We start from the raw sequence: 13,154 nt of genomic DNA on the forward strand, positions 1-13,154 counted from the left end.
AGTTTCCCGACGTTTTTACATTTTTATAATTTATAAAATACTTTATTTCGTTCATAATAATCGATAATAAAATTTCGCAACATTTCAATTGCAGGTGTAGGCATTTTATTTTTATGCCAAGATAGTCCAATTGGGTATGTATAGGCAGCATCCGCGATTTGGACATAATGTAAATTGCCCATGCGACAGGCGGAAATGGGAAGAAGTGCAACTGCCTGATTTAATTTGATGACCTCCTTTAGTAGCTGTGTATCCACTTCAAAGCGTATTTTTGGTGTGAAGCCAGCTCCCTCGCATAACTTTGTTACATAGTCACTGTATTCCTCATTATTGGCAAGCGTAAGAAATGGTTCGCTTGCAATTTCATGTAAGGCAACCTTCTCTCGTGCTATTAATGGATGATGTGCTGGCAATGCTAAGACAATATCCTCGTCCATTAATAAATGGCTCTCGATTTCAGCGTCCTGAATGGGTGGGCCTGCTATGCCTAAATCAATTTCTCCCTTCCTCAGGCTCATAACGATTTCACGCTTTAAGGCAATCCCTTGCTGCAAATGAATGGTCGGGTACGCTGTAATAAAATCACTAATTAAATTCGTTAAAAAGCGTGGATTGGATAGAGTAATTTTGACAGTATTGAACTCCTCTTTTTGTATCGTTTGTACTGCTAATTTTGCGTTTTCCAGTTCTAATAAGATGCGATTGACATGTTGCAAAAAGGCTTTGCCGGCTGCATTTAATTGAATATGCCGCCCATTGCGCTCAAACAATGAGACACCTAGTTCATTTTCCAAGCGTTTAATCGTCAAACTTAAGGATGGCTGTGCAATATTTAGTTGCTGTGCTGCCTGTGATAGATGCTCTGTATGGGCAACTACTTGAAAATATTTTAATTGCAATAGCTCCAACAATGTTCACCTCTTATTTATTTAAATAAATATTATTATAACTTATTATGTATTGGATTAAATAGAAGAACAATACTAAAATTAAATTTCAATAGGAGGGGATTGAAATGAAAAAAGAAGATGTCATCAAACAAATTACAACACCTTTAGATGCAGGAGCATATCCATTACCACCATATCGCTTTTATAATCGCGAATACCTCAATATTGTATATAAAACAGATATGGAAAGCTTGAGAAAAATTGTACCAGAGCCACTAGAGGTAACAACACCTTATGTGAAATTTGAAATAATGAAAATGCCTGATGTTTCAGGCTTAGGCTCTTATACAGAATGTGGACAAATCATTCCAGTAGAGCTAAATGGCGAGCAGGGCGAATATTTGCACTCGATGTATGTCGATAGCTTTCCAGCAATCGCCTCAGGTCGAGAAATTAGTGGCTATCCTAAAAAATTGGGTAAGCCGAATTTATATGTTGATTCAGATGTATTGGTAGGAACACTTGATTATGGAACGCTACGTGTGGCAACAGCGACAATGGGCTACAAGCATTTCCCAATGTCACAGGCGGAAGCTTTAGCTGAAATTACAAAGCCAACATTTATGCTAAAGAAAATACCAGGCTACAATGGCGCACCGCTTGTTTGTCAGCTTGTACGCACAGAAATTACAGATGTTGAAATAAAAGGTGCATGGATGGGACCAGCACGCTTGGAGCTATTTGCACATGTTTTAGCACCAATGAAGGATTTACCTGTTTTAGAAATCGTTTCAGCCTCACATATTGTGACAGAGCTATCGCTCAGTGGGGCTTCCGTCGTATACGATTATTTAGAGGAAGAATAGGAGGCTTTTATGATGAGAATTGCAATTTTAGGTGCTGGTTCACTCGGCACAGTAATCGGCGCATATATCGCTGAGGGTGGACAAGATGTTGAATTAATCGATGTGTATGAGGCACATGTCCAAGCTTTAAATGAAAAAGGCGCCAAAATTATTGGTACAACGGAGATGACAGCGAAAGTAAAAGCGGTCACACCAGAAAAGATGACAGGCGTGTATGACTTAGTGTTGCTATTAACAAAGCAACTATACAATGATTCTGTTTTAACAAATTTACTACCATTTTTACATGACAGCAGTGTGGTTTGCTCATTACAAAATGGAATTCCAGAAAGTAAAATAGCAGAAATTGTCGGATGTGAACGCGTGATCGCAGGTGCAGTGGAATTTGGTGCAACCTTTACAGAGCCAGGTGTTTCAGAGCTGACAACAGAATACAATCGCTTTAAGCAATATGCCTTCCAAATTGGTGAATTAAACGGTGAAAAAACGGCACGCATTCAAAAAATTCAGGAAGTATTAGCCCTTGTTGGTGGCACACATATTTCAGAAAACCTTGTCGGCACAAAATGGTCGAAACTTTTAATTAATAACGCATTTAGCGGGCTTTCTGCAGCGATGAACACAACATATGGCGGCGTATTAGATAATGAAATTAGCGTGCGTAGTGCAGCTCATATTATTGATGAAACAATTAAAGTTGGTCATGCAAATGGTATCACATTTGCCAAAATGAATGACTTTGACATCGCCTCATTAGAAATAAGAGAGGCAGATGATATCGAACAACATATTAAAACATTGCGTGTTATTATTGAGCCAGCCCGTCTGTTAAAAGCAAGCATGCTACAGGATTTAGAAAAAAAACGCAAAACAGAAATTGACTTTATTAACGGTGTTGTGCCGCAATTAGCGAAAGGCATTGCCACACCGTATAACGATTTAGTTGTAGCAATAGTGAAACAGGCGGAGCAAGAAGGAAGTTTACCCGACTTTGATACAACAGTCCTTGCCTTGGCAGAGTTGAACAATAAGTAAATGAAAATCCCTTTTAAACAGCCGTTTAAAGGGGGTTTTTTTAGGCTACACTCCACGATAAGGAGGTAGATTTTTTTGTTATTATTAGAAACAGCTCTTGTAGGGCGTGAGGCAAAATATGGCTTATTGCGTAGCCAAATTTGTAAATATGGATTTTCGATTGGTGGTAACTGGGATTATGACAAAGGAAGCTTTGATGTTGCGTTATGGCGCGAAGGAGGAACGACGATTTATTTGAGAGCTCCTTTCGTTGTAGTAGAAGGAGAAATGGATTGCTATGACTGCATTATTCGCTTTCAAAAACCATTTATTATTAAGCATATCGTCAATATGGGGTTGGATTACGATGAAAGCTCTTGGCTTGATGCAACGGGAGCAAGTCAATTCCAATCCCCAGTTGAAAAGGACGCAGAAATATGTCAAAAAAGCAAATGGATGAACGTAGGGCAGGATGTCATTGAAAATCAATTAATCCCGTATATTCACTAAAAATAACAGGATTCGCGTCTCCTCCTCACGAATATATAGTCGTAAGGAGGGGAACGTATGAGAAGCTGGCAAAGTTTTTTATTTGAGCAATTTTTAATTTGGCGTAAGACGAAGCAAAAGTTTTTAGATGTGCAAGAAATGGCACTTTTTATCGAGGAAAGAAGACAAGCACCAGCCTATGAGCTTGATGAAAAATTTCAAGCAAAGCATCATATTACTAAATATCAATACGATGGTATGCTGTACTATGTTTTGAATGAGCATATTGACGCTCAGAAAAATCTTCTTTATTTTCATGGTGGCGCTTATATTAATGACCCGCTGATGTTTCATTGGCGCTATCTTGTAAAGCTAGCTGAACGCACACAGTTTCGTATTATTGTGCCGATTTATCCAAAGTTACCACATTTTACACATGAGGCATTGTATGAAAAACTGCACTCATTTTACGCTATGCTTTGTGAAAAACATAGCGAGCCCTTTATTTTTATGGGAGATTCAGCTGGTGGAGGGATTGCACTCGCTTTCGCACAGGATGTTATGCTGCAAAATAAGCGACGGGCGGAACAAATCATTTTATTTTCCGCATGGCTTGATGTCTCAGGGGAGGACCCGCGTTATGCAGATGTTGAAAAAATTGATCCGATGCTTGGCTTAGCTGGTGCGCAAATGCTTGGAAAGCTGTGGGCAAACTCTCAAGATATTTCACACCATTTAGTTAGTCCACTGCACGGCCCTTTGCAGGATATTGGACGCATTACATTGTTTGTTGGTACAGGAGAAATGCTGATTGTTGATGCTCATATGCTACTTGAAAAAGCAAAGAAGGAAGACGTTGATCTACTCTATTTTGAATATCCAAAAATGAATCACGTATTTCCTGTTTTTCCAATTCCAGAGGCTAAAAAAGTATGGAAGCAGCTACTGCCAATTTTACTTAGATAATTATTGTTTAGTTTTTGTATAGGCTTATTATGTTATTCTACAAAAGAACGCGCATAAAGTTTCATAAAAAACGAGTCTTCATTCCTGGAGGCTCGTTTTTTGTGTTAGATAACATATAACAACATGCTTGATGAACATAAAATACAAAGAAAGTAGGTGATAATAGATGAGTGTAGAAGCGACTATTCGAGATATAGCGGAGCTTTTACCGACAGCACAAACAGCTTGTAAATTACTATTTCAAGAATGTTATAAGGCAGGAATTCGCAATGTTTTTATTACCGAGACGTACCGCAGTCAAGAGCGCCAAAATTACTTGTATGCACAGGGACGTACAAGATCGGGGGCAATTGTCACATGGACGCTTAGTAGCAAGCACAAATCACGTTTAGCATGGGACATCGCTGTTGGACCACCAAACACCTTGTATGATGCTTCCATATTAAATAAAGTCGGGGCAATTGCCCGCAAATTAAATATTACATGGGGCGGTGATTGGGCAGGCAGCATTGATAGAGTACATTTTGAAATCAATTCAACATGGAAGATGCCGTCTGGCTATAAACTAGAAGGGAATATCGTTGTTCCAACAAGCAGTACTGTACCTGTTCAATTTGATCCAAAGGAGGAAGTGCCAATGTCACAAATATGGAATCCAGGAAGTCCTGCTATGCAAACAGCAGCAGAAGCCTTTATAGCGCAAGCCGTACAAGAGGGCATCATTCAAGCATCACATTTGACAGATTTGCAAAATAAGCAAATGACTACTGACCGTTTGTTAGGCTTGTACATTACGATTGATCAAAGACGAAATGTTACGAAATAAAGTGACTCTGAAGCCTGCCATAAAAGCGGGCTTTAAAGCATATATCCCCTTTTTTCTACATAATTAGTAGTAGTATGTCTCCAAATTATGTATAGTAATAGATAAGGAGGAGAATTTATGAAAAAACTACTACCATTTTTATTCGCATTATCTCTTATTTTAGTAGCCTGTAATCAAAATGTTGAAATCAAGCTACCTGCATCTTTCCTAGAAGGTCAAGATGTAGATGAGGTAATTGCACAAGCAAAAGAAGAAGGCATTGGCGAAATCAAGCAAAACGATGATGGTTCTTTGACATATACAATGTCGAAGGAAAAGCATAAAGAAATGATGAAGGAATTGGAGGACGGAATACTGGAATCAGTTGAAGAAATTAAAAGCACTGATAATTTCCCGTCCATCAAAGATGTCGCTTATAATAAAGATTATACTGAGTTTACATTAACAGTTGAAAAAGAGAGCTTTGAAGGTAGCTTTGATTCAATTGCTTCATTTGGGCTAGCTATCGCTGGCATGTATTATCAAGTGTTTAATGGCGTTGATGCAGACGCATACAAAGTAACGATTCATTATAAAGATGAGGCGAACGGCGAAATTTTCGATACAACCGTTTACCCAGATGATTTGAATAATTAACAAGCAGGTAGCTGTAGGAAATGTATATTTTTATAGCTACCTGCTTTTTTATGAACATAAATGCTAAAGCAACGCACAAAATAGAAAACCTACTTTCTTTTTCTTTTCATAGAAGCAGAAATTGCTGCAAAAAGTGCATCATCTCCTAATTTGTCTAATAGTAGTTACGTTTAGAATAGTAAGAAGTTCCGAAATGATATTGTCCAGTTGAAAAGGTTTTATAATATGCCTTTACAGGAATATTCTTGTTGAGGTATATTTATGATAATCAGCATTTTATGAGGTGAGGAACATGTTAGGGAATAATTCGGGCATAAACATATTGACATTGAGCGCTTTAGCCGAATCAAATCGTATGCATATTGTCGAACTCCTACGCCAAGGCCCTCAAACTGTTGGGGAAATTGCTGACCGATTAGGATTAAAGCAGCCCCAAACTTCAAAGCATTTAAAAGTACTGAGTGACAGCGGAATTGTAGAAGTGCAAGCACAAGCGAATCGACGAATCTACAAGCTTCGACCAGAACCGTTCCAAGCACTGGACTCTTGGATACAATCCTTCCAGTGTGTCATGCAAGAAAGATTTGATAATTTAGATGCGTATTTGAAGGAATTGCAGGAAAAAGAACAATCATAAAACTAAGGAGGATTTACAATGTCAATGGTATCAAGAGTAGAAAACGATCGTGTACTTATACTGGAGCGCATTTTTGATGCACCACGTGATTTATTATTCAACATGTTTAAGGAGCCAGAGCATTTAAAAAATTGGTGGGGACCTAAAGGGTGGGACGTGCCTGTATGTCATATCGACTTCCGTCCAGAAGGCATTTGGCACTACTGTATGAAATGTGTTGACCAAAGCCAAGGGGAATTCTTTGGTATGGAATCTTGGGTGAAGGTGGTTTATAAAGAAATTATCGAGCCAGAAAAAATTTGCTATACGGATTATTTTTCAGATGCAGAAGGCAATCTAAATGACGAACTGCCTTCAACTGAAGTCACATTAGAATTTGTTGATTTAGGTGGAAAGACGAAGTTAATTAACCGTGCTGAATACGTATCCGCAGAAAGTCTTCAGACCGTGTTAGATATGGGCATGTTAGAAGGCATAGGAGAAACTTGGGATCGCCTAGCGGAGCTTGTGCAAACGAAGAAATAGATTGAATTGTGAGCTTTTCGAATAAATAGATAAATTTTGGACACAATACTAATGATGGTTGGTTAGCCATCATGTTAAAAGGCGCTAAAGATTCTAAGGAATCTGGCGCCTTTTGGTTATGTGCAACAATAAAGATAAAGAAAGCCCACCATACTCAAATTTATGCGTATATTGGGCATTTTCTTTATTTTTGAATCTGGATATCATTAAAATGATAATCCTCAAAATATGCATTTAACACAAGATTGATTTTATCAGCGCTTACAGGTTTAAATTTTTCAGTTATGTCAGGTTCAATAAACTCGGCCACATGTTTATCAATTCGAATAGTAACTTCATTAATTGTTTTAATGTACTCTTTAAAATATATTAACTACAAGAAACGTCTTGATATCAATATCTTGAATAAGAACCCCCATCTAAATAATCTCGCCAGCCAAATTCAGTAATTTTAAACTCATCGTATTTTAGCAAGCTATACGCCACTCTAAAACGAAATCGAGTATCTTCATCCTTGGCATATTGGAGGGCCAAAGCATGATTGTCGTATCGTTTATTTATAAAGTCATAGTGTGTTTGTGTTACCTTCCAGTAATCGTCTGGCTGAGGACCCGGCCATTCAATCCCTAGATCAATAGGCTCATAATTAGTCCAACTTAAAGATTTTGATGTGTTATGACCTCGCTGTATATATTTATAGGTATACCAAGAATCATAGTCCTGCCCCAATATTTTTTTGTTAGGCAATTTTTTCATTAAATCTTCTGCCATAGTTTTGAAAAAATCATTTAGTTGTTTCCTTGCTTTTGCGACATCTTCTTGAGCTGTATCTCGATGCTTAATTGATTCCAAATGCCCGTTCATCGAAGCTTCAAATGTCATTGCATATGGTGAAAGCGATAAATCATAGTTAATAAAATAATCATATGGATTATATATACTATCATTTTCAGTTACAGTATAATCAAACTTTACTGTAACAATATCAGTTATTAACTTTGGATATTTTTCCATCAAATAAGTTTGTAGCTCACTAGCTGAATTAATTGTAGGCTCAACGCCATCTTTAGAAGCACTCGCCTTGTTTGTAGTAATGGCTGCTTGTACTTTTTCATCATTAGTTGAAATGAACAACGCTGATACAAGGATACTACTAAAAATGAATCCTAAAAAAATTTTTCTCATGATATTCCTTCTATTCTTATATAAAATTATTTTAGGTAATTTGACATGATTTGTATATAGGGAAAATGGAATGAAGCATGATGATTAGACAAAAGATGCTAGGGAATATGATTTCACCAGTGCAAATAAAGTATTTTAGCGAGTGAAATGAGAAGAAATGTATTGAATTTACACTAACAGTTGAAAAAGAGAGCTTTGAAGGAAGCCTTGAGGTGATTGCCTCATTTGGACTCGCATATATTATCAAGTCTTTCATGGTGCTGACGCTGACGTATACAAAGCAACCATCTGAAGGCAAACGGTGAAAAATACTGCCTAAAAGCGTGCTGCTTTGCGGTTTTGACTAGTTTTTTATTTGGGTTTAGTACTATTGAACCGAGAGCATTGTGAGACTCAGCATAGAAATTTCCTCATTATCCATGTATATTAGTAGTATCAATAGGGAGGTGTGATAGTGAAAATTCTGTGGCGCAGTGCGGCACTATTTTTATGGTTTTGGATGTTGATTTTCGTGATTGGAGGGGTTACAGTTATCTTCCGAAGCACATTCAATCTAGTTGCCTGTTTAACCATTTTAGCTACTAGTGCAATTGTTATTTTATTGTGGCATACTGGTGTATTCTTCTGGAGAAAAGGGGGCTCGTTTAGTACTCCTGTGAAAATACAAACACCCGATAATCGCTCAGCCAAAGAAAATAGTGCAATGAAACAAATAATATTGTTAATCGGAATCTTTCTAGTAGGTTCTTATTTTATGTATGGGTTAATCACCGTCATATCTAAATTAAAAAGCTATCGGATGATCGATTTATTGATTGTGATGACCGTGTTGCTATTCATTTTTTTCCTTGAACTATTTTTAATCAAGGAAATAACGAAAGGAATTCGAAAAAAATTCAACATCAAAATACCACTAAAATTCAAGTGGAAATTACCACTAAAATTTCATATAAAAAGTACATATAAGAAGTTAACTATACCGCGCATAAAAAAGACACTGGTACCTGATGAAACAGAAATACAATTGCAAAAGAATTTAACGATTTTACAACAATCCGTCGATTTGATGAAGTCGACAAAAAATATTGAGACCTTTATTAATCAATATGCTGTCGCAAGTAACACAGCACTCCAGATTGAACAGGCCAAAGCACCTGATATAACAATCAAACAAAAATTCCTGTCTGGCAAGGAAGTCCATGAATTAGCAGGTAAATTACTGCCAACGGTCTTAAATGATTCGTATTTAAGAATGAAAATGGATGCCTTCCAATTTAAAACAAAAACAGAGCGGCGAGAAAAGTTCGAAGAATATTTGAAATTGCTCCAAAAGCGCAAAGATGATTTATATTTGGCTAATAACTATGAGCTGGTTATTTCCAAAGTAGAAGATGACATAAGCGGTTTCAAGGAAGAATAAGCAGCAAATGCGCCTTTCTATATCATGGTGAAGAATTATGAGTTTGGCTAATAATTAAACAGGATGGCTAGATAGCTATCCTGTTTAAAGGCGTAAAAGATTCTAAGGAATCTGGCATCTTTTGGTTACTCGTATAAAATTTTAGGATATAAGCTTCTTCACAAGCTTCATATCCATTTCCAGCTCAGCAATTTTAGCGACAGCGTTATCTAACGAAGGCTGAAGCCTAGCATTGTGAGCTGTTTGTGCAACTACAGTATCCAATGTTACCTGTAATACAGCAATATCCTCACTATTTCGAGCAACCTGCTGTGTGACTACATCTAGCTTTGTATCCATCGATGACACTCTTTCATCAAGTTGTACTAGCTTTGTATCCATTGATGTTACTCTTTCATCAAGTTTCATCAATTTCGTATCAATGTTGTCCATCTTTTTTAAGATGCCCTCAAGTAATTCACGATCCGTCATGAATGCCTCCTCCTTTCCTTCAATGATTTGTTCCTTTTTTATTCAAGTAGCTCGCCATTCTGATTATCTCGTAACGAAATTTGGAACACTCCGCTCACACTTTAATATATTTTATGATGCTACCGACCGAAATAGATAATTTTATTTTATCATCTGGGCTTGGTGGAGAACAATAGATTGATTTTATTTATGGTATATTTGAAGAAAACAATGCAAAGGGGTAAAAATTTATGGATTACTTATTCATTTCTAATATTTATGATCAAAATGGAAATCCTTTAACACAAATTATAAGTTCTGTACCATCTATTACAATAGCAGTCATTGCCTCATCTAGTGTACTCGATAAGCACAATACTACTCATGGCACCTATGTAATTGATTCTATTTTAAACCAATCTACAGTAGAAAATGAAATTGATAGCTATCTATTATCTAATGCAGGTACAAATCATTTTCAAAAAGATATTTGTTCTAATGGAACGATAATGTACAAGTGGTGATTTTAGTTTAATTGCATTTGCACAACAGCATTTGGGGAAGGGATATCATCTTAGTTAGACAACAGCCTACTAAAGGAGGATTATTTGAATGAGTGAAATAGATAAAAGAAATAAATTAAATGAAGAACCGTTTGATTACCAAGTAACGAAAAAAGGAACAATTTTAATCTCTTATAAAGGGGAACAAATTAAAATTGTAAAGGATAAGGAGGCGGAGCGTCTTCTGACAAAAATTAAAGCTGAGGAAAATAATAGCGCCGCAGTCCAGTTATTATTAGCTAAAATTACTGGTAATTTTAAACGGGGTAACGAGAAAGTTGGGAAAAATATTAGAAAGTAGAGCAGGGCATTATTTGTTTCTTTATATATGCAAGTGAAAAATAGGATGACATGCAGCTGCTAAGCAACTCTATGTAAAACTGCCCAGGTGTTCAAAAGAAACCTGAGCAGTTTTGCATTTATTTTTGAATTTTCACGTCGTTGAAACGGTAATCTTCAAAATTTGCATTTAATACGATATTGATTTTATCGCCTGTTACAGGCTTAAAGAAAATAACTGACTTTTCGGTTACGCCAGCTTCAATAAAATCAGCCGCATGAGGTACATCTTTATCGTAATACCTGCTAAAATTAAAATCGAAATCAAAGCCGTGTTGTTTTCCATTCACTACGATTTTTGTTAAGCTATCACCAGTCATTGCTTCCTTCTTAGATTTATTAATATATGATACATAAATCTTTAAAGAATCAGCATCTTGAACAACTTTATCGATTCGAATTGTTACATCTTTAATTGTTTTTGTCATACTACTCTGTGATGCAGGGGCATCCTTAGTTGGAGCTTTGGATGTAACAGCATAAGTTTTAGTTTTGTTATCATATGCGACTTTACCTCCATATAAACCTACAATGCTATCTAGCGGTACATATGCTTTCTTATTGATAATTTGCACATCAACCTCTTTGTTCTTGCCATCAAAAGTGAATTTATACTTTGTTGCAGCGTATGTCCCCATACTAAATGCTAGGAACAATGCAAATACACTAATAATGAATATTATTGATTTTTTCATTAAAATTCCTCCTTTTGTTCCATTTTAGGTAATTTGGCATGAATTGTACATAGTAAAAATGGATAGCTTAAAAAATAAAATTTGGATACTTATAAGTAAATTTGAATATGCCAATTAAGTCAGGAAAATATCTTAACTTTTTACACCTTTAAAAGCCCAAACTACTCAACGAATGAGTACTTGGGCTTTTTTATTAAGCAAATAAATTTGTAACCGAAATTTAAAAAACAAGCTACAATCGAAGAAGTAATGCATGTATATCTACAAGGGTGTTGCATTTAAAGGACGTATGTTACTAAGCTTCTAACTGTTAGCGTATGCAGCAACCAAAGGAATAATTTTCTCTCCATAATTGATCAAGTCCATTGGTTGGTTAAATTCAATAATAGTACGCTCTTTATCAGTAGCTGCATCATTCAACATAATGTAGTTTCTATTTTTATCAAAGAACACACGGATAATCCATTTGCGAATGTTATCATCAACAACAATGTTGAAATAACTGCGGTTATCACGATAGAAAATACGGTCTGGAGCGATTACATCTTTCAAAAGTACTTTGATGATTGAATATGACTCTAATTCTTCAGGTGTTGTCACAATACCTTCGCCTTCTATTTTTTCATTGACAGGTGCTGGTTGTACTTCTTCAGTAGGATCGGGTAGAGTCACACGTACTTTACTGTCACCAGTTGATTTAAGAGCGGCATTTAATTTATCATTTACTTTTTCATTAATCAACTGTTTTATGCCTTTTGATATAATCGGTGTAAATTTTTCAAGTGCGCTCTTCGTCTTTACTCCATCATATATTTGGTTTACTAAAAACTTAACAAACTCTTCATCAGGTGTTTCAAATTGTACAGATAAATAATTCTTAAGTGCGTTTAGATATTTTAAATCCGAAGCTGTACTTGAAATATTTTCAAGGTCAAACGTTTCTTTACGGAATTTAGCAACTTCTTGAATATGGATATCACGTAATTCTAAAATATTAAATGTGAAAAATGGGGTAGTGTCCATTTTATTTGGCTCTTCTAAATCAGTAAAAAGCTTATACTCAATGCCATTTGTTAAAATACCAAATTTTGCTGAAGTAGTACCAAAATATCGGAATAATTGTGAATCATGTTTTGTTAGGTTTTCAGTAATACTTTTACACTCTATTAATATGACAGGTGCACCATCATTTAAAATAGCATAATCAACTTTTTCTCCTTTTTTAATGCCAACATCAGCAGTGAATTCAGGACTAAACTCTAAAGGATTAAATACATCATACCCGAGAATTTGGAAAAATGGCATAACAATTGCAGTTTTTGTTGCCTCTTCTGTTGTAATAGAGCCTCGCAAAGAATCAATACGTGTTGCTAAGTTTTTTAATTGATCTATGAATTTTTCCATGTTTATCCCCCTAATAATAGATTGAGCGTATATACTGGACTACATATTTTAATTCTATTTTTCTAGTATAGTTGCAAGTATATTGCAATTTATTCTTACTTTTGTATGTCTAATGATTTATTAAATCATATTACTATTTTATCATCTCTTATTATGGTAAAACAACCAATTATAAAATATAGTAAGATTTTTTAGTTTATTTAAGATATGAAAACCTTAAAGTTTTAATTTCTTTATAGATATAAGTTT

Annotated in this window: 16 protein-coding genes; 11 read left to right on the plus strand and 5 right to left on the minus strand. The window is 35.7% G+C overall.

Features of this window, described 5'->3' with window-relative positions; genetic code table 11:
• Positions 1–23: 23 nt before the first annotated feature.
• Positions 24–908: a LysR family transcriptional regulator gene (locus tag R6U77_RS14315; protein ID WP_319836150.1), complete on the minus strand. Its 885-nt coding sequence runs from the start codon at positions 906–908 to the stop codon at positions 24–26.
• Positions 909–1,015: 107 nt separating this feature from the next.
• Here R6U77_RS14315 and R6U77_RS14320 point away from each other — a divergent pair, with 107 nt between their 5' ends.
• The 8 genes from R6U77_RS14320 to R6U77_RS14355 all read left to right on the plus strand — a co-directional run bounded on the left by R6U77_RS14320 (position 1,016) and on the right by R6U77_RS14355 (position 6,849).
• Complete coding sequence (locus R6U77_RS14320) at positions 1,016–1,756, plus strand: acetoacetate decarboxylase (protein WP_319836151.1); 741 nt, start codon at positions 1,016–1,018, stop codon at positions 1,754–1,756.
• Between the two features lie 12 nt (positions 1,757–1,768).
• Positions 1,769–2,791, plus strand: a complete 1,023-nt coding sequence (locus R6U77_RS14325) for a ketopantoate reductase family protein (RefSeq protein WP_319836152.1) — start codon at positions 1,769–1,771, stop codon at positions 2,789–2,791.
• Positions 2,792–2,866: 75 nt separating this feature from the next.
• Entirely contained in the window at positions 2,867–3,280 is a 414-nt protein-coding gene (locus R6U77_RS14330; protein WP_293928177.1) for a YugN family protein, read from the plus strand.
• 57 nt (positions 3,281–3,337) lie between these two features.
• Positions 3,338–4,225 carry an alpha/beta hydrolase gene (locus tag R6U77_RS14335; RefSeq protein WP_319836153.1) on the plus strand — a complete coding sequence of 296 codons (888 nt, stop codon included), beginning with the start codon at positions 3,338–3,340 and terminating at the stop codon, positions 4,223–4,225.
• A gap of 166 nt (positions 4,226–4,391) precedes the next feature.
• The gene (locus tag R6U77_RS14340) at positions 4,392–5,051 is read left to right on the plus strand and encodes a M15 family metallopeptidase (RefSeq protein WP_319836154.1); all 660 of its coding nucleotides are present in this window, start codon (positions 4,392–4,394) and stop codon (positions 5,049–5,051) included.
• Between the two features lie 117 nt (positions 5,052–5,168).
• On the plus strand, positions 5,169–5,687 hold the full coding sequence (locus R6U77_RS14345; RefSeq protein WP_319836155.1) for a hypothetical protein: 519 nt from the start codon (positions 5,169–5,171) through the stop codon (positions 5,685–5,687).
• A gap of 292 nt (positions 5,688–5,979) precedes the next feature.
• The gene (locus R6U77_RS14350; protein ID WP_319836156.1) at positions 5,980–6,324 is read left to right on the plus strand and encodes an ArsR/SmtB family transcription factor; all 345 of its coding nucleotides are present in this window, start codon (positions 5,980–5,982) and stop codon (positions 6,322–6,324) included.
• A gap of 18 nt (positions 6,325–6,342) precedes the next feature.
• Positions 6,343–6,849 (plus strand): SRPBCC domain-containing protein, encoded by a 507-nt coding sequence (locus R6U77_RS14355; protein ID WP_319836157.1) that lies wholly within the window; start codon positions 6,343–6,345, stop codon positions 6,847–6,849.
• 393 nt (positions 6,850–7,242) lie between these two features.
• On the opposite strand, the gene R6U77_RS14360 is transcribed toward R6U77_RS14355, so the two are convergent.
• Complete coding sequence (locus tag R6U77_RS14360; protein ID WP_319836158.1) at positions 7,243–8,034, minus strand: hypothetical protein; 792 nt, start codon at positions 8,032–8,034, stop codon at positions 7,243–7,245.
• A 454-nt stretch (positions 8,035–8,488) separates the two neighbouring features.
• On the opposite strand from R6U77_RS14360, the gene R6U77_RS14365 reads away from it, so the two are divergent.
• Positions 8,489–9,454, plus strand: coding sequence for a hypothetical protein (locus R6U77_RS14365; protein WP_319836159.1), 966 nt, complete (start codon positions 8,489–8,491; stop codon positions 9,452–9,454).
• Positions 9,455–9,595: 141 nt separating this feature from the next.
• Here R6U77_RS14365 and R6U77_RS14370 read toward each other — a convergent pair whose 3' ends face one another.
• Positions 9,596–9,925 (minus strand): hypothetical protein, encoded by a 330-nt coding sequence (locus R6U77_RS14370; RefSeq protein ID WP_319836160.1) that lies wholly within the window; start codon positions 9,923–9,925, stop codon positions 9,596–9,598.
• A 230-nt stretch (positions 9,926–10,155) separates the two neighbouring features.
• On the opposite strand from R6U77_RS14370, the gene R6U77_RS14375 reads away from it, so the two are divergent.
• Positions 10,156–10,428, plus strand: a complete 273-nt coding sequence (locus R6U77_RS14375) for a hypothetical protein (protein WP_319836161.1) — start codon at positions 10,156–10,158, stop codon at positions 10,426–10,428.
• Between the two features lie 88 nt (positions 10,429–10,516).
• The gene (locus tag R6U77_RS14380) at positions 10,517–10,768 is read left to right on the plus strand and encodes a hypothetical protein (RefSeq protein WP_319836162.1); all 252 of its coding nucleotides are present in this window, start codon (positions 10,517–10,519) and stop codon (positions 10,766–10,768) included.
• Between the two features lie 118 nt (positions 10,769–10,886).
• Here R6U77_RS14380 and R6U77_RS14385 read toward each other — a convergent pair whose 3' ends face one another.
• On the minus strand, positions 10,887–11,501 hold the full coding sequence (locus R6U77_RS14385) for a stalk domain-containing protein (protein ID WP_319836163.1): 615 nt from the start codon (positions 11,499–11,501) through the stop codon (positions 10,887–10,889).
• A 303-nt stretch (positions 11,502–11,804) separates the two neighbouring features.
• On the minus strand, positions 11,805–12,905 hold the full coding sequence (locus R6U77_RS14390; protein ID WP_319836164.1) for a type I restriction endonuclease: 1,101 nt from the start codon (positions 12,903–12,905) through the stop codon (positions 11,805–11,807).
• Between the last annotated feature and the right edge of the window lie 249 nt (positions 12,906–13,154).

Source organism: Lysinibacillus louembei (genome assembly GCF_033880585.1).
GTDB lineage: Bacteria > Bacillota > Bacilli > Bacillales_A > Planococcaceae > Metasolibacillus > Metasolibacillus louembei.